The organism is Maribacter aquimarinus (genome assembly GCF_047345505.1).
Classification (GTDB): Bacteria; Bacteroidota; Bacteroidia; order Flavobacteriales; family Flavobacteriaceae; genus Maribacter.
This window is the reverse complement of the sequence record NZ_JBLFEO010000019.1, coordinates 1-23,247: the sequence shown is the minus strand read 5'-3', so window position 1 is coordinate 23,247 and position 23,247 is coordinate 1. Positions and strand designations below refer to the sequence as shown.

Annotated in this window: 16 protein-coding genes and 2 tRNA genes; 6 read left to right on the top strand and 12 right to left on the bottom strand. The window is 52.0% G+C overall.

Going from position 1 to position 23,247, the window contains the following annotated elements:
- The 6 genes from ACKWCC_RS13425 to porV form a co-directional block, all read right to left on the bottom strand.
- The gene (locus ACKWCC_RS13425; RefSeq protein WP_413996460.1) at positions 1-681 is read right to left on the bottom strand and encodes an SDR family NAD(P)-dependent oxidoreductase; all 681 of its coding nucleotides are present in this window, start codon (positions 679-681) and stop codon (positions 1-3) included.
- Positions 681-1,712: a M28 family metallopeptidase gene (locus ACKWCC_RS13420; RefSeq protein ID WP_413996459.1), complete on the bottom strand. Its 1,032-nt coding sequence runs from the start codon at positions 1,710-1,712 to the stop codon at positions 681-683. Before ACKWCC_RS13420 ends, ACKWCC_RS13425 begins: the two co-directional genes overlap by 1 nt.
- Positions 1,713-1,792: 80 nt before the next feature.
- Complete coding sequence (locus ACKWCC_RS13415) at positions 1,793-3,439, bottom strand: pyruvate dehydrogenase complex dihydrolipoamide acetyltransferase (protein ID WP_413996458.1); 1,647 nt, start codon at positions 3,437-3,439, stop codon at positions 1,793-1,795.
- A gap of 5 nt (positions 3,440-3,444) precedes the next feature.
- Positions 3,445-4,443, bottom strand: a complete 999-nt coding sequence (pdhA, locus tag ACKWCC_RS13410) for a pyruvate dehydrogenase (acetyl-transferring) E1 component subunit alpha (protein WP_413996457.1) — start codon at positions 4,441-4,443, stop codon at positions 3,445-3,447.
- A gap of 177 nt (positions 4,444-4,620) precedes the next feature.
- On the bottom strand, positions 4,621-5,109 hold the full coding sequence (cdd, locus tag ACKWCC_RS13405) for a cytidine deaminase (RefSeq protein ID WP_413996456.1): 489 nt from the start codon (positions 5,107-5,109) through the stop codon (positions 4,621-4,623).
- A 132-nt stretch (positions 5,110-5,241) separates the two neighbouring features.
- Positions 5,242-6,390: a type IX secretion system outer membrane channel protein PorV gene (gene porV / locus ACKWCC_RS13400; RefSeq protein ID WP_413996455.1), complete on the bottom strand. Its 1,149-nt coding sequence runs from the start codon at positions 6,388-6,390 to the stop codon at positions 5,242-5,244.
- Between the two features lie 431 nt (positions 6,391-6,821).
- On the opposite strand from porV, the gene gldJ reads away from it, so the two are divergent.
- Positions 6,822-8,489, top strand: coding sequence for a gliding motility lipoprotein GldJ (gldJ, locus tag ACKWCC_RS13395; RefSeq protein ID WP_413996454.1), 1,668 nt, complete (start codon positions 6,822-6,824; stop codon positions 8,487-8,489).
- A 65-nt stretch (positions 8,490-8,554) separates the two neighbouring features.
- The gene (locus ACKWCC_RS13390; RefSeq protein ID WP_413996453.1) at positions 8,555-9,832 is read left to right on the top strand and encodes a UDP-N-acetylmuramoyl-tripeptide--D-alanyl-D-alanine ligase; all 1,278 of its coding nucleotides are present in this window, start codon (positions 8,555-8,557) and stop codon (positions 9,830-9,832) included.
- A gap of 12 nt (positions 9,833-9,844) precedes the next feature.
- Here ACKWCC_RS13390 and ACKWCC_RS13385 read toward each other — a convergent pair.
- From ACKWCC_RS13385 to ACKWCC_RS13360, 6 genes are all read right to left on the bottom strand, one after another.
- Positions 9,845-9,919: transfer RNA gene (locus ACKWCC_RS13385), tRNA-Val, on the bottom strand.
- Between the two features lie 232 nt (positions 9,920-10,151).
- Positions 10,152-10,226 (bottom strand) — tRNA-Val (locus ACKWCC_RS13380).
- Positions 10,227-10,284: 58 nt separating this feature from the next.
- Positions 10,285-11,496 (bottom strand): bifunctional folylpolyglutamate synthase/dihydrofolate synthase, encoded by a 1,212-nt coding sequence (locus tag ACKWCC_RS13375; RefSeq protein WP_413996452.1) that lies wholly within the window; start codon positions 11,494-11,496, stop codon positions 10,285-10,287.
- Positions 11,493-12,395, bottom strand: coding sequence for an energy transducer TonB (locus ACKWCC_RS13370; protein ID WP_413996451.1), 903 nt, complete (start codon positions 12,393-12,395; stop codon positions 11,493-11,495). Before ACKWCC_RS13370 ends, ACKWCC_RS13375 begins: the two co-directional genes overlap by 4 nt.
- The gene (locus tag ACKWCC_RS13365) at positions 12,395-12,781 is read right to left on the bottom strand and encodes an ExbD/TolR family protein (protein WP_413996450.1); all 387 of its coding nucleotides are present in this window, start codon (positions 12,779-12,781) and stop codon (positions 12,395-12,397) included. The genes ACKWCC_RS13370 and ACKWCC_RS13365 overlap by 1 nt, the downstream gene beginning before the upstream one ends.
- A 9-nt stretch (positions 12,782-12,790) precedes the next feature.
- On the bottom strand, positions 12,791-13,483 hold the full coding sequence (locus ACKWCC_RS13360) for a MotA/TolQ/ExbB proton channel family protein (RefSeq protein WP_413996449.1): 693 nt from the start codon (positions 13,481-13,483) through the stop codon (positions 12,791-12,793).
- Positions 13,484-14,508: 1,025 nt separating this feature from the next.
- Here ACKWCC_RS13360 and ACKWCC_RS13355 point away from each other — a divergent pair.
- The 4 genes from ACKWCC_RS13355 (at position 14,509) to ACKWCC_RS13340 (ending at position 22,699) form a co-directional block, all read left to right on the top strand.
- Positions 14,509-15,648: an acyl-CoA dehydrogenase gene (locus tag ACKWCC_RS13355; RefSeq protein ID WP_413996448.1), complete on the top strand. Its 1,140-nt coding sequence runs from the start codon at positions 14,509-14,511 to the stop codon at positions 15,646-15,648.
- A gap of 309 nt (positions 15,649-15,957) precedes the next feature.
- The gene (gene gltB, locus ACKWCC_RS13350) at positions 15,958-20,466 is read left to right on the top strand and encodes a glutamate synthase large subunit (protein WP_413996447.1); all 4,509 of its coding nucleotides are present in this window, start codon (positions 15,958-15,960) and stop codon (positions 20,464-20,466) included.
- Between the two features lie 8 nt (positions 20,467-20,474).
- Entirely contained in the window at positions 20,475-21,941 is a 1,467-nt protein-coding gene (locus ACKWCC_RS13345) for a glutamate synthase subunit beta (RefSeq protein ID WP_413996446.1), read from the top strand.
- A 272-nt stretch (positions 21,942-22,213) separates the two neighbouring features.
- Positions 22,214-22,699 carry a hypothetical protein gene (locus ACKWCC_RS13340; protein ID WP_413996445.1) on the top strand — a complete coding sequence of 162 codons (486 nt, stop codon included), beginning with the start codon at positions 22,214-22,216 and terminating at the stop codon, positions 22,697-22,699.
- The last annotated feature ends 548 nt before the right edge of the window (positions 22,700-23,247 follow it).

The following is a 23,247-nucleotide window of genomic DNA, read 5'->3' as shown; positions in this document are numbered from 1 at the left end:
TTATGGGGTGCTACTGGACACTTGCAACAACTTACCGTTGTACAAATGATGCCCCGTGAGGCAAAAGTCCTTGATGTACCTTGCCATTTGTTTGGCGGACACGGGCGCTTTGTAGCCCGGGAAGGCCTCTTCGAGCATTTCGGTCTGTACGGCACCCAAGGCAAGGGCGTTGCATGACGGTCCGGTTTCCTTGAACTCCTCGGCAATCATTTCGGTCAGGGTAATGAGTGCCCCTTTGCTTGAACTATAGGCAGACAGGCCGGGAAACTTCATACTGCCCTGCACCCCGCCCATCGAACTGACGTTGAGCACGTGACCCTCCCTGGGCATTTTGGGAATCACCATTTTCATCAGGGCGGCCACGGCAAAGACATTTACTTCGTACACCTTTCTAAAGTCTTCCAAAGGGGTCTCCAGAAAAGGCTTGTTCACTATGGCGCCCGCATTGTTCACCAGCACGTCCACCGTATTCCAGTGGCCCGTAAGGGCAGATGCCAGGGCGTCCAGGTCCTCGTTTTTGGAGAGGTCCAGGGAAAGGGCGGTGAGCCCCTCTTGCCCCAAGGCCTCCAAAGGGGCCGTGTTTCTTGAAATGGCCAGTACCCTGTGGCCTTCAGCGCCAAGGGCCCGTACCAGTTCCAGTCCTATGCCGCGGCTACTGCCGGTAACGATGATGTTTGCCATTATCTGTAGCTTATGGTTCGCTGTTGGTCATTGACAATGCCCTCCACTGCGGGCAAGAGCTTGTTCACCACCGTGGCCATGTGCCCATAGTCCATCAGGGCCGCCTCATCGCCCACTTGGTGGTAGTGGTCATAATTGGTAAAATCAAAACTGCAAAAGGTCTGTGACGGAACGCCAAAGACTTCATGGAAGGGATAGTTGTCCGATCGTTTAAAGAGATTGAATTCCTTGGCCTTGGGCAGAAAGCCCACCACTTTTTCCCCTGCCAGTTCATTGGCAACACTGGCCATATTGGAAAGTTCATGGCCCGTTAGGTAGAGTAGGTGGTCCTTGTCTGCCATGGGCACCCCCACCATTTCAAAATTCAACATGACGTAGAGGTCCAGGTCCCGCTCCTTCAGTTTACGGGCCAAGTGACGCGATCCCAACAGCCCTTTCTCCTCGGCACTGAACAGGGCAAAGATCATGCTGCGCTTGTTGGTCTTGGCGGCCCCGAAATAACGGGCCAGTTCCAGCACCGTGATGCTGCCGCTGGCATTGTCATTGGCCCCGTTGGCAATACTGTCGCCATTTTTTGCCGCAATCTGTCCTATATGGTCGTAGTGTGCCCCGATCACCACATATTCCCCGGCCAGTTCGGGGTCGTTTCCGGGCAAGACCCCGACCACATTGTAGGTGGTTCCCTCAAAATTGTCCAGCGTATCGTTATAGGTCTCAAAAAAGGGCGAAACGCCGCTCTCCCTGAATATTCCACTGGCATAGCTTGCAGCGGCCTCAAGGCCCTTGGACCCAGAATCACGCCCCTTGAGACCATCACTGGCCAAAAACTGCATCATCCCCTTTATGCGCTGCGCATTGCCAAAGGAGTCCATCTTGGCCCCAGCGTTGCGCTCCGTTGTGGCTGTGGCGTCCTGTGCGGCCGTAGCGGCCCCACTGTTCTGGGCATTGGCCCCGGTGGCCTTCTGCGGCCCCTTGCACGAAAGGGCAAAGACTGCAAAAGAGAGGAGCAAAAACGTCTTCATTGATTTCATATCACCTACGGTTTAAAGATAAAAAAGCATCCCTGATCTGGAATGCTTTTTGTTTGTTAATGGCAAGGCATGCGGCCAGATCAGGCCAACATGGTTACCGGGTTTTCTATAAAGGACCTCAGCGTCTGTAAAAACTGTGCCCCCACGGCACCATCCACGGTGCGGTGATCACAGGCCAGGGTAAGCTTCATGGTGTTCCCCACCACGATCTCCCCGTTCCTTACCACGGGTTTCTCCACAATGGCACCAACGGACAAAATGGCCGAATTGGGCTGGTTGATGATACTGGTAAATTCCAGGATGCCGAACATGCCCAAATTGGACACGGTAAAGGTGCTGCCCTCCATCTCGGAGGGTGCGATCTTCTTGCTGCGCGCCTTTCCGGCCAGTTCCTTGACGGCATGGCCCAGTTGGGTAAGGCTCAATTGATCGGCAAATTTCACCACGGGCACCACAAGGCCCTCGTCCACGGCAACGGCAACCCCCATATGGATGTGCTGGTACTGCCGTGTGGTATCCCCGTTCCAAGAAGTGTTTACCTGCGGGTGCTTTCTCAAGGCCATGGCGCAGGCCTTAAGAACCATATCGTTGAAGGACACCTTGGTGTCCGGCAAATGGTTTATCTGCTTTCTGGAAGCGATGGCGTTGTCCATATCCACCTCTATGGTCAGATAAAAGTGGGGTGCGGAAAACTTGGAGTTCCCCAAGGCCTTTGCAATGGCCTTCCTCATATTGGAATTCTTGGTCTCTTCCGTACCCTCCGTTCCCACGGGCAAGGCCATGGACACGGGTGCGGGCGCTGCCGAAGCCCCTATTTTTTCTTCCTGTGGGGCCGCTGGGGCCACTGCTGCGGGCGTATGGTTCTCTATATCCTTTTTGGTGATGCGGCCGTTGTCCCCGCTTCCGGTGACCTTGGACAGGTCAATGCCCTTGTCCGCGGCCATCTTTTTGGCCAATGGAGAGGCAAAAATACGCCGACCGTCGTTGCTGGCGGCCGTTTCACCGGACAATGCGCCTTGTGTTGCCTCTTCTGTTTTGGCCTGTTCCGTGGCATCCTTGGTGGCAGGAGCGGTGGTTGCAGACGCCCCGGCGTTGAGCACCGCGTCCACATCGGTTCCCTTGGGGCCTATAATGGCCAATACTTCATCCACGGGGGCAGATTCGCCCTCCTGTATGCCAATGTACAAGAGCACTCCGGAATAAAAGGACTCAAATTCCATCGTGGCCTTGTCCGTCTCAATTTCGGCCAGGATATCGCCCTCTTCCACTGCATCGCCCACCTTTTTTAACCAACTGGCCACGGTGCCCTCTTCCATGGTATCGCTGAGCCTGGGCATTTTTACGATTTCAACGTCATCGGGGATGTCCGCGGGAGTGGTATTTTCCGCTACAGGGGTGGTGTTGCTAGCATCCTTTTCTGCGGCTTCCTCTTTTTCGGCACCACCACTTTCCGTGCCCCCGGAACCGAGCAGGGCAGAGATGTCCTCGCCCTCTTCACCTATAATGGCCAACAGGGAATCCACTGGGGCCCCATCGCCCTCGGCAATGCCAATGTGCAACAAGGTGCCTTCGTGGAACGACTCAAATTCCATCGTGGCCTTGTCCGTTTCAATCTCGGCCAGTATATCGCCTTCTTCAATCTTGTCCCCTACCTTTTTCAACCATTTGGCCACCGTACCCTCTTCCATGGTATCGCTTAGCCTGGGCATGTTGATTACTTCTGCCATCTATCTTACAATTTATGTTGAACGAACGGAAAGTCTTCTTGCTCATAAACCATATCGTACAACTGGTTTACGGGCGGGTAATCGGATTCCTCGGCAAATTTCTCGCATTCGGCCACCTTGTTCTTCACCCGCTTGGCAATTTCCTTTATTTCGTCCTCGGTTGCGTATTTCTTTTCCCTGATCACGTCCAGCACTTGGGTAATGGGGTCAATTTTCTTGTATTCCTCCACCTCGTCCTTTGTCCGGTAGTGCTGTGCATCGGACATGGAGTGGCCCCGGTACCGGTAGGTCTTCATCTCCAAGAACGTGGGGCCGCCCCCGCTACGGGCCCTTTCAATGGCCTTGTGCATTTCCTGGGCCACGGTAACCGGGTTCATGCCGTCCACGGGGCCGCAGGGCATTTCATAGCCCAGACCCAATTTCCAGATTTCCGTGCTATGGGCAGAACGCTCCACGCTGGTGCCCATGGCGTACCCGTTGTTCTCGCAGATAAAGACCACGGGCAGCTGCCAGAGCATGGCCAGGTTAAAGGTTTCGTGCAGGGAGCCTTGCCTAACGGCGCCATCGCCCATATAGCAAAGGGTCACGGCATCACTACCGTTGTACTTGTCCCCAAAGGCCATTCCCGCGCCCAAGGGAATCTGCCCGCCAACAATGCCGTGCCCCCCGTGAAAACGATGTTCTTTGGAAAAAATGTGCATGGACCCCCCCATTCCTTTGGAGGTCCCGGTAACCTTTCCGTAGAGTTCCGCCATCACCTTCTTGGGATCCACCCCCATTCCAATGGGCTGTACGTGGTTCCTGTAGGCCGTGATCATCCGGTCCTTGCCCAGCTGCATTGCGTGCAGGGCACCGGCCAAAACGGCTTCTTGCCCATTGTACAGATGGAGAAACCCCCTTACTTTTTGCTGAATGTAAACGGCGGCGAGCTTGTCCTCGAACTTCCTCCAGAACAGCATGTCCTCATACCATTTTAAATAGGTCTCTTTCGTAATCTTTTCCATTGATGCCATGAATTAAAAAATTTGTTTTTGGGCCTGGACCAGGACCGGCACCAAACGGTGCGCAAGAGCGGCAAAAATACACATATAAATGGTTGGATAAAAAAAAGTGTGCAGAATATGGCACCATTTTAACCCTAAAAAAATAGGCTTGGGGTGCCCGTGCCCGGGCATGGGCCCTCAACCCAAAAATGAACTGTTGAAGCCCAGCGGGAGGATATCCGCTATGGAGCTACATTCCCACACCGGTCCGGACTGCCCCATGAGCAGTATTCTAATGGGCTTCCCTTGCCGGTGTTCGTACTCATAGATAGACTGCCGGCAGTTGCCACAGGGAGCGGCGGGCTGCACCACTTCCCCCGCATTGGAGGCCGCGGAGACCGCAATGCAGCGGATGCCCACGCCGGGGAAACACGCTCCCGCCTGGAAGACGGCCACGCGTTCCGCACAAAGTCCGGAGGGGTAGGATGCATTTTCCTGGTTGCTGCCGATCACCACCTCCCCATTGTCCAAGAGCAGGGCCGCACCCACCTTAAACTCGGAATACGGCGCATAGGCGCCCTCCAAGGCCTTTTGGGAAGCCAGCACCAATGCTTGGTCTTTCCGGGAAAGGGCAGATATGTCATCATGCACCAAAACATCAAAATGAATTGTTTTTTTCTGGGCCATCTTTTTTTGGTGCCAATTTACGGCATTTCCAAATAGCGTTGTGTGGACACCAAGCCCCGCCTGGGCAACGGGACATAAAAAAACCTGTACAAGACAGGTTTTTTGGGGAATGTGTTGCTTTTATTTTGTTCTCTAGTCGTTAAAAAACTCCTCGCCCAAGTTAAAGGTGAGGGCAAAACGCAAGGTGTTCTCCAAAGGATTCCTGACCTGGGAAGTGGAAAACAGATAGGACAGATCGATCTGCGTGGCCTTGAACTTAAAACCGGCCCCAAGGGTAAAGAACTTTCTGCTTCCCTTGTTTTCACTTTCGTTGAAATACCCCGTGCGCACCATAAAGGAGTCGCGATAAATGTATTCCGCGCCAAGGGCCCAGGTCATCTCCTCCAATTCTTCGCCAAACCCGCCAGGGGCATCCCCAAAAGAGCTCAAGATTCCGCTAAAGCCGCTCTCGTTCTGGTAAATCTCATTGTCTGCCGCATCAATGACGCCATCTCCATTGAAATCCTGTGGGGTGGGCACCAACAGTTTATTGAATTCCGTGGTAAGGCCAATGACGTTGTCCTGGTCCAGGATAAAATCGAAACCCACACCCAGGCCAAGGTTTGTGGGCAAAAAGTTTTCTTGTCCGCCTTCATCATAAGCGATTTTGCCCCCAACGTTGCTCACGTTGAAACCACCGCGCCAGCGACCGCTGAAACTACTGTAGGCAATTTCAGGGGATCGGTAGTAGCCCGCCACGTCCACGGCAAAGGAGCTGGCCGCCTGGGAATCTTCCGTTCCGTTTTGGGGCAACCGCAAGTTGGAACGAATAAAGCGACCGCCCACGGCCATGGAAAAATTGGGGCTCAGCTTCAAGGAATAAGACCCGTCCAGGGCCAACTCATTTGGCTTGGCCACCGTGCCGGGGTCATTGGCAAACTGCCGCAGCTCTATCTCGCCCAGGGTAAAGTAGCGCAGGCCAACCGCAAATGCGCTCTGATCGTCTATTTTACTGTAAAAACTGGCGTTTAACAAGGAGATATCGGTAATAATGCTTTCCAAGTAGGGCGTGTAGCTGAGCCCAATGCCCATTTTGCGATCGGCGAAGGCAAACTTGGCGGGGTTCCACTGTTGGGAAAAGGCATCCGTGGAAGTGGCCACGCCAATATCGCCCATACCGGCCGATCGGGCGTCCGCGGCTATGGTCAAGAAGGGCACCGCCGTGGTAATGACCCTTTGGTCCTCTTGGGCCCTGCCGACCGCTATGTAGAGCAACAGGGTAATCAGGCAAAATTTTTTCATGTTCTTACATAAAATGTTTGGAGTTGACCCAGTTCATCGACATCTTTGGCGGCCAACTTTAACATCTTAACGCCCATTTCACCATTATCTTGTACGCCCCGTTCATTTTTATTTTGGCGGTACGGCTCGCGCACAGTTAAAAAACAAAGGCTACCGGCCTTTGTCCCAGCGAAGGGCCAAACGAGGCAAGTGGGAGGGAAAAGGACGCCACAAGGCACCCCGAAGTCAAGAGACACCCCTGCGGTTAAGCGCCGGGACAATTTCAACGATGCCCTCCCCTAAAAAGTAAAAATAGTTTCCATCCGTAAAATAATTACCCAAAAAGCCCGTTTTAATGATCGAATGCGCCAAGCATAACACAATTAAAACCTACATCCTAAACCAAGGGTATGCGCAGAGTTCACCCGCAGGATAGAATTGAAGTTCTAACTATGAAGAAACAGTTTATTAAAATCGTACTCTCCGGAGTCGTCATTGCAGGAGGTTTTTCATTGAACAGTTGCTCCAAATCCACCTCTTCCAAAAACGTTTCCCGAGCCACCGGCTGGAACATCAACGCCAAGGAGGGCGGCTTCCAGTACAATACTGATTTCAAGGAGCAGGAAACCGCTCCGGGCCTGGTCTTTATCGAGGGCGGAACCTTTACCAAGGGAAAGGTCCAGGATGATGTCATGCACGATTGGAACAACACCCCGACCTCACAGCATGTACAGTCCTTTTATATGGATGAGACCGAGGTGACCAACATCATGTACTTGGAGTACCTGGATTATCTGAAAACGGTATATCCTCCGGAAAACCCCAAATATGCCAACATTTACAAGGGCGCACTGCCAGACACCCTGGTGTGGAGAAACCGATTGGGCTTTAACGAGACCATGACCAACAACTACCTGAGGCATCCTGCCTACGCCGAATATCCCGTAGTGGGCGTAAACTGGATCCAGGCCACACAATTTGCCGAATGGCGCACGGACAGGGTAAACGAGGCCATGCTGGAGCGCGAGGGCTATCTTGCGGAAGATGCCAAATACCAAGCGGCCACCGGTGAGGTCCAAGGCACGTTTAGCACAGAAACATACCTTAACAGGCCAGAAGCCGTGTACAACGGCCAGATAGATTCCTTACAGGGCAAAAAGAAACAGGACAGCATACCTGCGTTTGCCAAAAGGAGCAGCGGCATCATATCTCCAGAATATAGATTGCCCACCGAGACCGAATGGGAATACGCCGCACAGGCACAAGTGGGCCAACGTGAGTACAACAACTACCGCGGTAGAAAAAAATACCCTTGGGAAGGCGATTACACCCGAAGTGGACAGCGGGTTGGACGAGGAGATCAATTGGCCAACTTTAAGCAAGGAAAAGGAGACTATGGCGGCATTGCCGGATGGTCCGACGATGGCGCGGACATTACCGCAGAGGTCATGTCCTACAAACCCAACGATTTTGGCCTCTACGATATGGCCGGAAACGTGGCCGAATGGGTAGCCGATGTTTACCGACCCATTGTGGACGATGAGATCAGTGACTTTAACTACTACCGCGGCAACGTCTATATGAAGACGGCCATAGGGGAAGATGGAAAAGTTGAAATCTTGGAAGATGCCATTGTCTATGATACCCTTCCCAACGGAAAGGTGGTGGCGGTAAACCTGCCGGGAGAAATAAAGATGGCGCCAGTGGGCGAAGAAGAGACCTACCTAAGGCCCAACTTCTCCACCAGTGACAACAGGGGCTACAGAGATGGTGACGCCGGTTCCTCCAGATTCTTTGATCGTTTCAGCGATGAGGAAGAAGACAGTGACAAGAACAACATGTACAACGCACCACAGCACAAAGTGGCCTATGATGAGGAGGGCAATATCATTAGGGAGTATGACAAGAGCAACTCCAGAACGTCCTTGATCAACGATGAGGTAAGGGTGTACAAAGGAGGGTCTTGGAGAGATCGCGCCTACTGGCTGGATCCTGCACAGCGCAGGTACTTGCCCCAGTACATGGCCACGGACTACATTGGCTTTAGATGCGCCATGTCCAGGGTGGGATCAAAGTCCAAATCAAAGAACAAAACGGTTCGCGGCAAGAAAGCCAAGTAAACCACAACACATTTCGCAAGTTTAAAAGCCCTTTTTATTAAGGGCTTTTTTTTATCTTGGACCCTATGAAAATAGACCAGCTGCACCAAGCCTTCCTTAAATGTGGAAGCGTTGGCACGGATACCCGAACCCTAAAAAAAGGAGCCCTTTTCTTTGCCCTGAAGGGAGACAACTTCAATGGCAACCACTATGCCCTGGAGGCCTTGGAAAAAGGGGCCAGCCTTGCCGTGGTGGACGAGCCGCAAGAAAAGGACGATGCCCGTTTTGTTTTGATGGACAATGCCCTTGAGAGCCTACAGCAATTGGCCCATTACCACAGGCACCACTGCAAGGCCCGTATCCTTGCCTTAACGGGGAGCAACGGCAAAACCACCACCAAAGAGCTCATACACCGGGTCTTGTCCAAAAAGTACAACACCATTGCCACCAAGGGAAACCTGAACAACCACATAGGCGTGGCCCTGACCCTTTTGGAAATTACGGCAGAGACTGAACTGGCGGTGATTGAAATGGGGGCCAACCACCAAAGGGAAATTGCCTTTCTATGCTCCATTGCCGAGCCCGATTTTGGCTACATCACCAACTACGGCAAAGCCCACCTGGAAGGTTTTGGCGGGGTGCAAGGGGTGATCAAGGGCAAGAGCGAAATGTACGATCATCTCATGGCACACGGTAAAAAGATCTTCTTCAATGCAGATGACCCCATTCAAGCGGAAAAATTACGGAACTACGTGGAAAAGTATGGGTTTAGCCAGGAAAACCATCTCCATTTTAAAATACAACTGTTGCGCACGGAACCCTTCCTGACCCTTTCCGCGGAAGGCACCGAGATGAACACCCAGCTCATTGGCGCCTACAACTTCCCCAATTGTTGCGCCGCCGTTATCATGGGGAAGTACTTCAATGTCCCCATGCCCGATATTGCCCTTGCCCTGGAAAGCTATGTCCCAGAGAACAACCGCTCCCAGCTGTTGACAAAGAACGGGAAGAGCATCGTGCTGGACGCTTACAATGCCAACCCATCCAGCATGCAAGTGGCCTTGGAACATTTTGCCAAGGGACCTTTGGATAAAAAAGTGGTGTTTTTGGGTGATATGTTTGAAATGGGCGACTATGCCAAAGAGGAACATACCCATATCACCAACCTGGCGAAGTCCTTGGGCTTTGGGCAAGTGTACTTGGTGGGAAGCCATTTCAAGGAAGTGGAAACCGACTACCTCCAGTTTGCCACCTTCGGGGAGCTGGAAGTGTTTCTAAAGGCCAATCCACTGCCCAAAGATGCCCAGATATTGATCAAGGGGTCCCGCGGGATGGCCCTGGAACGTATTTTGGAACTTCTTTGAAAAAGAAAGGAGTGGGACATACTGGATTCGAACCAGTGACCTCTGCCCTGTCAAGGCAGCGCTCTAAACCAACTGAGCTAATATCCCTTTGAGGGGTCAAATATAACCATTATTTCATTCCCCCGCCAATTGTCCCGCGCCCGCTTTTCAGCTAGAAAAAACCGAGCGCACACCCCGGGGACGGGGAAGGTTTTACTGTCCTTGAAGCGTTGTCCGTATGCCAAAGGAAGAAGGCGACAAGCTGGGCGGGCACGCTTAAGGGAACATCAAAACAAACCATAAAAAAAGGCTTTCACGAACGGAAAGCCTTCTTGTCCTGTGGGCCCTACTGGATTCGAACCAGTGACCCCCTGCTTGTAAGGCAGGTGCTCTGAACCAACTGAGCTAAGAGCCCCAAAAGGAGTGCAAATATAGAATAGTTTTATAAAGCCCAAAAGAAAAAATGATAAAATTTACACCACCTCCGCAACCGTAAAAGTACTGCCCCCAACAAACACCAGGTCATTGGTTGCGGCCGCCTTTTGGGCTGCTTCATAAGCCTCATGGACCGAGGCGTATATGTGCCCCAACAGCCCAAACTGCCCCGCGGCCTCCGCCAATGCCTCCGCTGGTTTTCCACGGGGCACGGCAGGGCTGCAAAAATAATAGCGGGCCTCTTGTGGCAACAGGGCCAGCAGGGGTGCCAAGTCCTTATCACGGACCACGCCCAGCACCACGTGCAAGTGTTGGTACCTTTGTTGTTGTACTTGTTTCACCACCAAGGCCAGGCCATCCCTGTTGTGCGCAGTATCGCAAATGGTCAAGGGGCGCTGCCCGAGCACTTGCCACCTGCCCAACAGACCGGTGTTTTCCTGAACCCTTAGCAAGCCGCGCTTCTTGTCTTCTTCGCTTACCGGAAACTGGGGCAGCTTATCCAGCACCGCCAAGACCCCAAGACTGTTTCTTTTTTGGTAGTGGCCCAAGAGCGAACTGGGATAATTTGTGAGCTTCAATCCATCAGCAAAAAAAAGAGGGCTACCACGCTCCTTGGCTACCCGCTCAAACACCGGTGTCGTCTCTTCTTGGCGCTGGCTTATCACCACGGGCACCCCGGGCTTTATGATTCCGGCCTTTTCAAAAGCGATCTCGGGCAGGGTATTGCCCAGCATGTCCATATGGTCGTACCCAATATTGGTTATGAGCGATACCTCCGGGGAAATGATGTTGGTGGAATCCAACCTTCCGCCCAAACCCACTTCAACCACGGCCACATCCACTTGTTCCACGGCAAAGTAAGAAAAGGCCATGCCCACCGTCATTTCAAAAAAAGAAAGTTGGTGCGCCTCCAAAAATGTTTTGTTTTCGAATATGAACCGGCACACAAAGGCTTCCGGCACTTTGTTGCCATTGATGCGTATGCGCTCCCTGAAGTCTTTTAAGTGAGGGGAAGTGTAAAGGCCCACCCGGTAACCGGCCTCTTGCAGTATGGAGGCCAACATATGGCTGCTGGACCCTTTACCGTTGGTGCCCGCCACGTGTATGCTCTTGAACCCGGTCTCAGGATGGCCAAGGTGTTGGGCAAAGTGCTTTATCCCATCCATTTTGGCGTTGTACGCCCTTTTACCTTCCCGTTGGTACATGGGCAACTGCCCAAACATCCATTGCAGGGTCTGCTCGTAGGTCACTCTCCCAACTTAAAGTTCACCACCACAAATCCTGTTTGTTGGCTGGGCGCCTCTGGATCTGGTTTCCATCGATGCAGCATGGCGGTCTTCCTGGCCGGTTCCAAGAGACAGGGGTGCTTGTTGGTGGTGCCCCTCTCTCCGGGCTCGGCACGGATCACCTTTCCGTTGCGATCCACCACGATCTTGACCACTACCGTACCACTTTCATTGCATTCTTGGAGCACTTTTTCCGCGCCGATAAAGTACCTGTTCTTAAGGCCGTCTCCGCCAGTTCCTGTTCCAGAACCCGGTGCGCCGTAGTAACTGTTGGCGTAAGGGTCTCCGGCGGGATCGCCCTTGTCGCCGCTCAGGGCGTCATCGCCCTCACTGCCACTGGCGGTACCGTCTGACTTGTTGAGGCCTCCCATCATCGCGTCCAGGCGCTTCCTTTTGGCTTCTTGCTCCTTTCTTGCCTGCTCTTTGGCCGCAAGTTCCGCAGCTTTTTTGGCTTCCGCGGCCTCACGGGCCCGTTGTTGTGCCAGGGCTTCCTTGCGCTGGCGCTCTTGTTGTTGCTTTATCCGGATGGATTCCTCACTGTCCTGTGTCAGTACTTTTTCCGATGTTTCGGCAGGCTGCTGTGGGGTTTCTTCGGTAGGACTTTCTTCCACCGGAACCACGACCTCTTCTTGTTTGGAGGGTTCCACCATGGGCTCGTCAACAGGTTCCGCACGTATTTTTTCCTTGGGCTGCACCCTACCGGATCCAAACTCCGTGGTGCCAAAATTAATGGTGATGCCGTTCTCTATGGGCGGGTCCATATAGGTAAGGCCAATGTAGAACATGACCAACAACAGGATGCTCAGGAGCAAGGTGGTGAGGGTAAAGGATTTCTTCTTATGTTCAGTGTCCAGTAGTGCCATTAGTTGGGCCGCACCGCCAAGATGACCTTATAATTGTTCCTGTTGGCAATGTCCATCACGTTAACGGCCTCTTTTATGGCCACGTTCTCTTCTGCCCTTAGGATAATGGTTGGTTTATCTTGACCTTCCAGTGCTTTTTTCAGTTCAATTTCAATGTATTCTCCGTTAATGCGCTCATTGTTCACAAAGTACTGCAAATTCCGGTCAATGCTCACCGATACGTTCTGGGTATTGGTGCTCTTCCCCTTGGCCTTTGGCAACAAGAGGTCCAGGGCATTGGGCGAATTGGCCGTGAGCATGAAAAAAATGAGCAATAAAAAGACAATGTCCGTCATGGACGACATGCTAAAGTCCGGACTTACTTTGTTTCTTCCTTTTAATTTCATCTGGCGCGTTTAAAGAGGTTCGTTGAGCAGGTCCAGAAACTCCACGGCATTGGCCTCCATCTTGTGCACCACCTTGTCCGTCCTGTTCACCAAATGGTTGTAGCCAATGTAGGCAATGATGCCCACAATAAGGCCCGCGACCGTAGTGGTCATGGCCGTGTAGATGCCCGAGGCCAAAGAGCCCATTTCGGCTTGGCCGCCGCTGCTGGCCATTTCATGAAAGGCCAAGATCATACCGATCACCGTGCCCAGAAAGCCGATCATGGGCGCGGCACCGGCCACCGTGGCCAAAATGCTCACGTTCTTCTCCAGCTTGTACACCTCCAAAGTACCGGCATTCTCAATGGCGGTGTTTATGTCGTCCAAGGGCTTGCCTATTCTGCTAATGCCCTTTTCGGTGAGCCTGGCCACGGGAGAATCTGTCTGCGCGCAGAGCAGCTTTGCCGCCTCCAGTTTGCCAGAGGTAACCTGGTCGCGGATCTGGTTCATGAAGTTCTTGTCTATTTTAGAGGCGGCGTTCACGGCCAGCAAGCGCTCAAAATAAATGTAGAGCGCCACGCCCAACATCACAAAAAGCACGGTAATGATCACCACACTGCCCGTACCACCGTTAAAGATAAGGTCTATGACCGATAAGGTTTTTTCTTCCGATAGTATCTCTTCGGCCGCGGAATCCTGTGCCAAATCCTGAATGAACAACATATAGTATGTAATTATCAATTTTGCCTTAATAACGGCATTTAACGAATAAAATTATCCAACCCCATAAAATAAGGAACGGCGCGCTGCGTTGCCCTTACCGCCCTTGTCTCGGGCCCATTCCCGCCCGCCGCGGGTCAGGCCATTGGGCACAGCTATTTGGCAAAAGTCCAATAATGGAACAAAAATAGGATTTTAAACAAAGCCATGAACTTCTTTTAAAGGTTCTACCACGAATGTTGTGGAAACAAAATGGTACGGGCCAGACTTAGGACCCTAGGACGTGGGACGTAAAACCAAAAAATAGGTCCGATCACAAACATCCATAAAATGAGTCGCAATAATTTATGGAACCACCAATGCAAAATCCTACGTCTCAGGCCTTCCCGTCCCAAGTCAAATTGTACATCAATAATTCTTACCCACAGATAACATGGTGGAACCCTTTTAAAAATATGGGGCTGGTTGGTACCAAATTCCCGGCAATTCCGGGACGCAGGCCCAAACCAACAGAAAACACGGATTGCCTTATGCTCCCGCATCCGATACTGGCAGGGCAACAGAACCAACAACGCAAAAAAGGGCTTGCAAGGCAGCAGTCCGTGCCCAGGGCCATATCCCATCGGTAGCACTACGGCACCAGCTGGCCCTGCCAAGGTGCCCGAACTTCTAACCCAGATGGTGCACTGACTTTCGTCATAAAGGTCTGTCCCGAGTACCCGGGACCAATAAGATCAGGACTTTTGCGATTTAGGCACCCGCCCGAACGTGCCCTTCGATACGGGCGAATGGCCAGCGTTACGGTGCGTGGGCAAAAGACAGTGCAACGATCGTTTTTGCAAGGATTTGCAGCCGCAATGCCTGCCCGTTCCTTTCAGGCGTGGAATTTCCATGGCTTCATCTAGGTTTAAAAAAAGACGGACAGAAGTCCCACCCCCATCACTAAAATGCCCTAAGGCCCATAAGCGATGATAGTACTATTTTCTTGAAATCGCCGTATCTTTGAACTACGTACCAAACAGATCAAGATGGATTTTAAATTGACCGAGGAGCATCTGCTCATCCAGGAAGCCGCAAGGGATTTTGCACAAAACGACCTTTTGCCAGGCGTGGTGGAACGGGACGAGGAACAACGCTTCCCAGAGGCCGAAGTGAAGAAAATGGGCGAACTGGGCTTTATGGGAATGATGGTGGCCCCGGAATATGGCGGCAGTGGCCTGGACACCATTTCCTACGTGCTGGTGATGGAAGAACTGTCCAAGATAGACGCATCGGCATCGGTCATTGTTTCGGTGAACAATTCCCTGGTCTGCTGGGGCCTGGAAACCTATGGCACGCAAGCCCAGAAGGAAAAGTACCTTCACCGTTTGGCCAGCGGGGAGATCATTGGGGCCTTTTGCCTGTCCGAGCCCGAGGCGGGGAGTGACGCCACCTCACAAAAAACCACGGCACTGGACAAAGGGGACCATTACATCCTTAACGGCACCAAAAACTGGATCACCAACGGCAGCAGCGCGGACGTGTACTTGGTCATTGCCCAAACGGACAAAGAAAAAAAACACAAGGGCATCAACGCCCTGATCGTGGAAAAGGGAGCGGAAGGATTTGAGATCGGGCCCAAGGAGAACAAATTGGGCATCAGGGGGAGCGATACCCACTCCCTGATCTTCAACGATGTAAAAGTGCCCAAGGAAAATAGGATCGGGGAAGATGGCTTTGGTTTCAAATTTGCGATGAAGACCTTGGCCGGGGGCCGCATTGGCATTGCGGCACAGGCCCTTGGCATTGCCTCGGGCGCCTACGAGCTGGCCTTAAAATATTCCAAGGAGCGCAAGGCCTTTGGCACGGAAATAGCCAACCACCAGGCCATTGCCTTTAAACTGGCGGACATGCACACCCAAATAGCGGCGGCCCGGCACCTGGTGCTCAAGGCGGCTTGGGACAAGGACAATGGCCACAACTACGACCTTTCCGGCGCCATGGCCAAACTCTATGCCTCCCAAGTAGCGATGGACACCACCGTGGAAGCCGTTCAGATACACGGCGGCAACGGTTTTGTAAAGGACTACCACGTGGAACGATTGATGCGCGATGCCAAAATCACCCAAATATATGAGGGCACCTCGGAAATACAGAAAATTGTGATTTCAAGGAGTATTTTAAAATAAGGGACACTATACCCACCAACTGCATAAGGTTTATTCTTAAAATATTCATAATTTAAAAGCTATACCCCTTTTTTTATTGGGTAATTTGCCTATAAAATCGAGTTTAAACCCGGACAACCCCTCCATAGCCCCTCTTAAAAACAACCTGCCAAGGGTCTTTTGTGATACCCTTAAATTGACGTACATCAAAATAAGAATATCAATTATATCCTTCTTTATATTGATATTGATGTATTTTTTATTCCTTTTTAGTCAATTTGTTAATAAAAAGTCAACAAAAAGGCTATTTTTGAGAAAATCCCATAAAATATGAGCTTGATAAAACAAGGACTGTACCTGCCCGAATTTGAACATGACAATTGCGGTGCGGGCTTTATTTGTAGCCTTAAAGGAAGAAAATCCAACGACATCATCCACAAGGCCCTGGAGATCTTGGACAGGTTGGAGCACCGCGGAGCGGTGAGCGCCGATGGGAAAACCGGCGACGGTGCCGGCATCCTCATAGACATACCCCATGATTTTTTCAAGGAAGAATGTACTTTTGAACTCCCCGAACCGGGCGCCTACGCCGTGGCCAACGTGTTCTTTCCCAAAAAAGAGAACCAAAGAAACCACTGTATCGCTGTCTTTGAGGACAACATAAAAAAACAAGGACTACAGTTACTGGGCTGGAGGGACGTGAAGGTGAACCCCTCCATTCCCGGAAGGATCGCCGTGGAAACGGAGCCCTTTATAAAACAACTTTTTGTGGGCAAGGCCAATGCCGAACAAACTGATTTTGAATTCAACCTGAAACTGTTCATTGCCAGAAAGGTAACGGAGCACGCGCTGATCAACTCCAAACTTTCCGAGAGCAAATACTTCTACGTGCCCAGCCTAAGCACCAAGATCATTATTTTCAAGGGGCTGCTCATGCCCCATGACATCAGTCTTTACTATACCGATCTGTTAGACTCGAGGGTGGTTACCCGTTTGGCCTTGGTGCACCAACGTTTTTCCACCAATACCTTCCCCACCTGGGATTTGGCCCAACCGTTCCGGTACATGTGCCACAACGGGGAGATCAACACCTTGCGCGGCAACGTGAGCAGGATGTACTCCAGGGAAGAGCTTTTGGAGAGCGATATGTTCGGGGAAGAGATAAAGAACATCTTACCCATTGTTCTGCCGGGAAAATCGGATTCGGCCACAATGGACATGGTGGTGGAACTTTTGTTGATGACGGGGCGTTCCCTGCCCGAGGTCATGATGATCCTTGTCCCCGAGGCTTGGGAGAAGAACGAGGAAATGTCCGAGGCCAAAAAAGCCTTTTACGAATACCATTCCTGCATGATGGAACCTTGGGACGGTCCCGCCAGCATCCCATTCACGGACGGCAACTACATCGGGGCGGTTTTGGACCGCAATGGGCTGCGCCCCTCCCGATATACGGTAACCAAAGATGATTACGTGGTCATGTCCTCGGAAACGGGCGTGGTGGAGATAGCTCCCGACAATGTGGAACTGCACGGCCGTCTGGAACCTGGGAAGATGTTCTTGGTGAACATGGAGGAAGGCCGTATTGTGAACGATGAGGAGATCAAAGAGGCCATAGCCCATAAACACCCCTACAAAAAGTGGCTGGACAACAACTTGGTGCACCTCAAGGACATTCCCTACAACGACTGTCCCCTGTTTTTGGGAGAGGCGCCCTTGGACAAGCGCAAGGCCGTTTTTGGCTACACCTTGGAGGACATCAACACCATAATATTGCCCATGGGAAAAACGGCCAAGGAGCCCATTGGGTCCATGGGGGCAGATACCCCCATAGCCGTACTATCAGAAAGGCCACAGCTCATTTACAATTACTTTAAGCAACTCTTTGCCCAGGTGACCAACCCGCCCTTGGACGGCATCAGGGAAGAGCTCATTACGGATATAAGCCTTACCCTGGGCAGCGACCGGAACATTTTTGAATTCTCTGAGCTGCATTGCCGCAAATTGAAGATCCAGAACCCGGTCATCTCCAAGGAAGACCTGGACAAGATCAAGAACTATGATGCCAGCCCGGACTATAAAGTGGTTTCCATTCCCACCCTGTATGACATAAAGAGGGGGCACAATGGCTTGGAAGATGCCTTGGAGGGCATTCTCCGGACAGCCTCCAAAGTGGTGGACCAGGGCACCAACATCATTATCCTGTCCGATCGCAATGTAGATGCGGAGAACGCCCCCATTCCGGCCTTGCTGGCCTGTTCCTTTGTGAACAGCGGACTGCAGAAACTGGGCAAGCGCTCCAAGGCCAGCATCATCGTGGAATCTGCAGAACCTAGGGAGGTACATCATTTTGCCCTATTGTTCGGCTTCGGGGCCAGTGCCGTGAACCCCTATTTGGTGAACGAGATCATTGGGGAACAAATTGACGAACTGGACATTACCGAGTTCACCTTTGATGAGGCCATAAAGAATTACAACAAGGCCATAGGCAAGGGCATCTTAAAGGTGATGAACAAGATCGGCATCTCTACGCTAAACTCTTACCGCGGCTCACAACTCTTTGAGTGCATTGGCATAAACACCAAGGTAGTGGAAAAGTATTTCCCCAATACCCCCACCCGCATCCAAGGCATAGGTCTCTATGAGATCGAAAAGGAAATAGCCAAAAGGCACCAAAAAGCATACGCCGAAAAAGAGGTGGCCGCCGGGCTGGACCTGGAAATAGGGGGTGAGTACCGTTGGCGCCGGGATGGGGAAAAGCACATGTTCAACCCCCTCTCCGTGGCCAAATTACAAAAAGCCGTAAGGGGAAATGAAGGCGACACCTATAAGGAGTTTGCCGCCATGGTGAACGAGCAATCCAAAAACCTGATGACCATACGGGGGCTGTTTGAATTTTCCAATTACGATCCCATTCCCTTGGATGAAGTGGAACCATGGACAGAAATAGTAAAGCGTTTTAAAACAGGTGCCATGTCCTATGGTTCCATCAGTAAGGAAGCCCACGAGAACCTGGCCATTGCCATGAACCGCATTGGCGGCAAGAGCAACTCCGGTGAGGGCGGCGAAGATGAAGAACGTTTTTACAAGAACGCCTCGGGAGACTGGCGCAACAGCGCCATAAAGCAAGTGGCCTCTGGCCGCTTTGGGGTTACCTCCCATTACCTGAGCAATGCCCAAGAAATACAGATAAAAATGGCCCAAGGGGCCAAACCGGGCGAGGGCGGTCAATTGCCCGGCCCCAAGGTGAACCCCGCCATTGCCAAAACCCGAAATTCAACCCCCTATGTGGGGCTGATCTCGCCACCGCCCCACCATGACATTTACTCCATAGAGGACCTTTCGCAATTGATCTATGATTTAAAATCGGCCAACCGTGAGGCGCGGATCAATGTAAAATTGGTGTCCGAAGTGGGCGTGGGCACCGTGGCCGCTGGGGTTTCCAAGGCCAAGGCAGATGTGGTGCTCATCTCCGGTAGCGATGGCGGAACCGGGGCCTCTCCCCTGACCTCGCTGAAGCATGCCGGCCTGCCCTGGGAACTGGGCATCGCCGAGGCCCAACAGACCTTGGTCATGAACGACCTGCGGAACCGCATTGTCCTGGAATGCGACGGACAGTTAAAAACCGGGAGGGACGTGGCCGTGGCCTGTCTCCTGGGCGCAGAGGAGTTTGGTTTTGCCACGGCCCCCCTGGTGGCCTCCGGCTGCATCATGATGCGCGTATGCCACTTGAACACCTGCCCGGTGGGCATTGCCACCCAAAACCCCGAGCTCCGCAAAAAATTCAAGGGAAAACCGGAACACGTGGTAAACTACATGTATTTCGTGGCCCAGGAGCTCCGCGAGATCATGGCACAACTGGGCTTTAGAACAGTGAACGAAATGGTGGGCCAGGTACAAAAACTGGACCGCAAGAAGGCCATTGAGCACTACAAGGCCGCGGGCATTGACCTGACCCCCATACTGCACAAGGTGGAGGTCCCCGCCGGAACCAAATTTTACAACACCGCGAAACAGCGGCACGACATTGACAAATCCATTGAATTTGATATCATTGCCAAGGCCAATCCGTCCCTCTTCCGTAAGGAAAAACTGAGCTTGGATTTCCCGATCAAGAACACGGACCGTGCCGTGGGTGCCATTGTGAGCAATGAGATCTCCAAGATCTACGGGGCACAAGGGCTACCGATCAACACCCTTAAGTTGAACTTTACGGGAAGCGCCGGCCAAAGTTTTGGTGCTTTCGCCACCCGTGGGCTTACCATGACGGTAAACGGCAACACCAACGATTATTTGGGCAAGGGCCTTTCCGGGGCTAAATTGGTGGTAAAGGTACCGGACGGCTCCACCATTGTTCCCGAAGAAAACGTTATCACGGGGAATGTCACCCTGTACGGGGCCACCGCCGGCCGCGCTTACATTAACGGTAAAGCGGGCGAACGGTTTTGTGTGCGCAATTCAGGGGCCAAGGCCGTTGTTGAGGGCATAGGGGACCACGGATGTGAATACATGACCGGCGGCGTGGCCGTGATATTGGGCGAGGTGGGCCGCAACTTTGGCGCCGGTATGAGTGGGGGCGTGGCCTACATCTATGACCATAAAAAAACCTTTGGCAAACGCTGTAAGGGAGAGGGCCTTAACCTGTTGGCCGTTACGGAAGACAAGGACGTGACCCAATTGAAAGGCCTCATTGAAAGCCACTACAATGCCACGTTGAGCCCCCTTGCACAACGCTTGTTGGAAAACTGGGAGCAGGAGCTGCCCAAGTTCATAAAGGTACTTCCGGAAGAATACAGAAGGGCACTCATTCGTTTGGAAAAAGAAAAATTACAAACCATATAAATCGAAAAATGGGAAAGACAACAGGATTTTTGGAATTCGATAGAAAGGTCGAAAGTTATGTGCCTCCAAAGGAGCGCGTAAAGCATTATAAGGAATTTACAGTTCCCATGCCCGAAAAGGAACTGAAGGAGCAAGGGGCAAGATGCATGGACTGTGGCATCCCGTTTTGCCACAGTGGTTGTCCCTTGGGCAACCTGATTCCGGATTTTAACGACGCCGTGTACAAGGGCAAATGGGACAAGGCGAGCGAGATACTGCACGCCACCAATAATTTTCCGGAATTTACGGGCCGGCTCTGTCCCGCGCCCTGTGAGGAAGCCTGCGTTTTGGGCATCAACGAAGACCCAGTTTCCATTGAGAACATAGAAAAGAACATTGCAGAGACCGCCTTTAAAAAAGGATGGATCCGCGCAGAACCGCCCACGGAGCGCAGCGGCAAGCGAGTGGCCGTTGTGGGATCGGGTCCGGCTGGCCTGGCCGCCGCACAACAATTGAATCGGGCCGGACATTTGGTCACGGTCTTTGAGCGCGATGCCAAACCCGGCGGACTTTTACGCTACGGGATTCCGGACTTTAAGATGGAAAAACACGTCATTGACCGAAGGCTGGCCATATTGGAAGAAGAAGGGATTATTTTTCGCTGTGGGGTGCATGTGGGCCAGGACATCACCGCGGCCCAGTTACAAGAAGAACACGATGCTGTGGTGCTCAGTGGGGGCGCCACGGTGCGCAGGGGCCTCCCCATTGAAGGGGCCCACTTAAAAGGTGTGGTACAGGCCATGGATTTTCTCCCGCAAAGCAACAAAAGGGTGGACGGCATTACCGATTTGGGCGAAGAGATCCTGGCCAAGGGCAAAGACGTCATCGTTATCGGCGGGGGCGATACCGGCTCCGACTGCATTGGCACCTCCATAAGACAGGGGGCCAACTCGGTGACCAATTTTGAGATCATGCCGATGGCCACCACAGATAGACCCGAAGACCAGCCGTGGCCGTTTTGGCCCATGCGCCTCAGAACAAGCTCTTCGCACGAGGAAGGCGCGGAACGCTTTTTCAGCATTTCCACCAAACGTTTCATAGCGGACGAATCGGGAAACCTAAAGGGTCTGGTCACGGCTGAAGTGGAGTGGGTCAGCAGCCCGGGAAAACGCCCCCAGCTTAAGGAGGTACCGGGAACGGAAAAGGAATGGAAGTGCGAACTTGCCCTGTTGGCCCTTGGTTTTACCGGTTCCGAAACCACCCTGGCCGAGCAATTTGGATTGATCATGGACCAGAGAACCAACATAAAGGCGTCCGAAGACAACTACATGACGAATGTACCCGGCGTCTTTGCGGCGGGAGACCAAAGACGGGGACAGTCCTTGATCGTATGGGCCATTTCCGAAGGTAGGGAAGCTGCCCACCACGTAGATGCCTACCTTATGGGACAATCGCATCTACCCACCAAGGGCGAGGGCGATTTGCCCAGGGCATAACACCCCTACAACTTTGGCATTAGGTGCATAGTTATAGGCCATGAACAGAAAAGGTCGGTGTAAAACCGACCTTTTTTTATTTCGAAATTTGAACATATGTCCCTCCTGTGGACACAACCCTCCAGCCAAGGGTACAAAAGCGTGAACGCAGCACCCCTATAACGTGCGTGGTATGATTTTTGAAATCTAAACATTATTCTTTTTCCCATGGCCTTATGCGACATATACTAGTCTTTCTGGGTTTGTTTTTAAGCTTACACTCATGCATTCCCGTGAGGATAGCCCCCAATATCAAGGATTATTCGCTTAAGGAAGGCAAGAAATTCAAAAGAAGCCTGCCCACCAGGAACATGTTTATTTTTCCGGACCCCAAGCCGGCCAATGAGTTTTACAAATTCGTGAACATCAAGTTTAACCTAAAGCATCAAAAGGTCCATGATGATGTTCCTTTTAGACTGAACGGCAAGACCTACTTCTTTTCTTTTTATGAGGTGAACATCCCGGACAAGACCGTGAATTTAGTGCCCCTAGCGGTAGATGCTGCCCTGGCCAATGCCAATTTACCGACCTTGCTAGAGAGCACTTACGAAACCCGGAAAGGAAATTGGTATGTGGCCATTGAGGTCTATCATGATGGGGAATACGATAGCCTGGCACCAGAAGCGCCCGATCGCGAAGCCCTAACCGCCTATTTTAGGGAACTGAAAAATGCCTATCTGGAAACCGATTACTACCATGAGGCCCTTTTTAAAAACTGATTTAAAACGTCTTTACTGGGGAACCCCATGTCAATTCCACATCTGGGTACGGTTGCCCCACCAGTCTTCACCTGGAGCGAAATCTTCCTGCAAAAACTGCTTTCGCTGGGCTTGCAGTTTGGTCGAAAATATTTAGCGGTTTTGGAGATACCGATGCTGAACGCATTTGGGGTCATCCTCGGGGTCTGGTTGCAGACATTTTGCCCACGCTCCCTTGACCCAACCCATTCTATTGCAGTCTGTTGTACGTCCTAGGCTGATGGTAAACAAAGTACTGCCATCCCCGCATCGTTCTATAAAGAACAGGGTTCCTCTCGATGATTTTCCCAATAATGAATCCATTTATGGCACTTTTGAAGCATAATGGATCAATGCTCGCCCCCCTTGGTTTCCATAAAATGGAGGCAGTGCCCATAGTGGTCATTGGACAAAGCTGTCCATGGGTCTGCCATTTGGGGTTTTCCCATAAAAAAAGGGTCCCCTTTTGCGATTGCAAAAGGGGACCCCGAAAAAAGGCGGCTACCTACTCTCCCACTTGGTATAGCAGT

Excerpts from the sequence above, each read along its gene's own strand:
- ACKWCC_RS13425 (WP_413996460.1), bottom strand. The coding sequence starts at position 681 with ATGGCAAACATCATCGTTACCGGCAGTAGCCGCGGCATAGGACTGGAA.
- ACKWCC_RS13420 (WP_413996459.1), bottom strand. The coding sequence starts at position 1,712 with ATGAAATCAATGAAGACGTTTTTGCTCCTCTCTTTTGCAGTCTTTGCC.
- ACKWCC_RS13415 (WP_413996458.1), bottom strand. The coding sequence starts at position 3,439 with ATGGCAGAAGTAATCAACATGCCCAGGCTAAGCGATACCATGGAAGAG.
- pdhA (WP_413996457.1), bottom strand. The coding sequence starts at position 4,443 with ATGGAAAAGATTACGAAAGAGACCTATTTAAAATGGTATGAGGACATG.
- cdd (WP_413996456.1), bottom strand. The coding sequence starts at position 5,109 with ATGGCCCAGAAAAAAACAATTCATTTTGATGTTTTGGTGCATGATGAC.
- porV (WP_413996455.1), bottom strand. The coding sequence starts at position 6,390 with ATGAAAAAATTTTGCCTGATTACCCTGTTGCTCTACATAGCGGTCGGC.
- gldJ (WP_413996454.1), top strand. The coding sequence starts at position 6,822 with ATGAAGAAACAGTTTATTAAAATCGTACTCTCCGGAGTCGTCATTGCA.
- ACKWCC_RS13390 (WP_413996453.1), top strand. The coding sequence starts at position 8,555 with ATGAAAATAGACCAGCTGCACCAAGCCTTCCTTAAATGTGGAAGCGTT.
- ACKWCC_RS13370 (WP_413996451.1), bottom strand. The coding sequence starts at position 12,395 with ATGGCACTACTGGACACTGAACATAAGAAGAAATCCTTTACCCTCACC.
- ACKWCC_RS13365 (WP_413996450.1), bottom strand. The coding sequence starts at position 12,781 with ATGAAATTAAAAGGAAGAAACAAAGTAAGTCCGGACTTTAGCATGTCG.
- ACKWCC_RS13360 (WP_413996449.1), bottom strand. The coding sequence starts at position 13,483 with ATGTTGTTCATTCAGGATTTGGCACAGGATTCCGCGGCCGAAGAGATA.
- ACKWCC_RS13355 (WP_413996448.1), top strand. The coding sequence starts at position 14,509 with ATGGATTTTAAATTGACCGAGGAGCATCTGCTCATCCAGGAAGCCGCA.
- gltB (WP_413996447.1), top strand. The coding sequence starts at position 15,958 with ATGAGCTTGATAAAACAAGGACTGTACCTGCCCGAATTTGAACATGAC.
- ACKWCC_RS13345 (WP_413996446.1), top strand. The coding sequence starts at position 20,475 with ATGGGAAAGACAACAGGATTTTTGGAATTCGATAGAAAGGTCGAAAGT.